The organism is Rummeliibacillus suwonensis (genome assembly GCF_007896435.1).
GTDB lineage: Bacteria > Bacillota > Bacilli > Bacillales_A > Planococcaceae > Rummeliibacillus > Rummeliibacillus suwonensis.
Map to the genome: position 1 here is coordinate 1 of NZ_VCBL01000015.1, position 1,151 is coordinate 1,151.

At 33.3% G+C, this 1,151-nt stretch carries 1 protein-coding gene; it reads right to left on the minus strand.

Annotated features, from left to right (window positions below; genetic code table 11):
• Nucleotides 1–526: 526 nt before the first annotated feature.
• Nucleotides 527–1,151 (minus strand): RHS repeat-associated core domain-containing protein (locus FEU33_RS18570; protein ID WP_146550962.1); only part of this gene is annotated, 625 nt, incomplete at its 5' end.

The window sequence follows — 1,151 nt, forward strand, 5'->3', positions numbered from 1 at the left end:
GTGGTGTGTAGCCATTCCATTCGTAGGAACGATATTGGGTGACTTCACCGTTTTTCTTGACGACTTCCATGTCTAATACTTCATTATTATAGAAGTATTCATGGATTGTATCTCCAACTGTTTTTGTTAAACGCAAGCCATTTTCATCATAGGTGTAAGAAGCTACTGTGTTGCCTTCTTTTCTAATTCTAAAATAGAAGAAGATCCTCAATATGTAAAAGATACTGAGGATCCTACACTTAAATTAGAATCTATTGTCAGAACTATTTTGGTGACTGGTACCTATTCTTTTTATCTATATGATATAAAACTTATATATAGGATAAATATGCATATAGTTATTAAACTAAATATAGATATAAATATTATTTTTTGAACTTTTCTTGGAAATAGTTTAATTATTGCCAATAAGGTACTATTTGCAGCATAAATTGTTTCACTCTTCCTATCCCATTTAAAAAACCATAGTGTACATCCAAGTGATAAAACTATCAGAATAATAAATAATAAATGTACCCACATTATTTTAAACTCTCCTTGCTACCTTAATAGTTCGTGCCTTGCCGCCTCGCTTATAAGCCTGATAAACGAGCTTTAGGGCTCTAGCTTCTCCTTGTATCGTTCCTTTTCCAGCATCATATAATGCTTTCCAAACATTAATTTTCCCATTTTGTGAATATTGCCTTGCTAATTCGGATTTAAACTCCCATTGGAATGTGACAAATAATCTATTTGCAACACCAACTCTTGCCTTTCCAAGGTATTTACCTAATGTTCCCCCTAACATCCCTGTTAAAGCGCCTGTTATTGCAAGAGTAGTCAGTTTTTTATAGTTCAATTTTCTATACATTTTTTTGAACTTATAATTACTTTTTTTAAATACACCCCAAACGTATTCGTAGGAATTATCAATAGCTCCATATATTCCATTCCATACTAACCACCAAATTTCACCGCTTGGATCAGTAATTGAATTGGGATTGTTTCTAGAATAACTATAACCATTTTGTGACAACGGTTCATTATCATCTCCAGGATGTGGATCAAGTGCTAGAAACGCACCGTTCTCTGGATTATAGTACCGAGCTTGTAAATAATAATTTTTGGTTTCCTCATCGTAATAGTAACCTGCATAGCGGATAGGGTTGTCT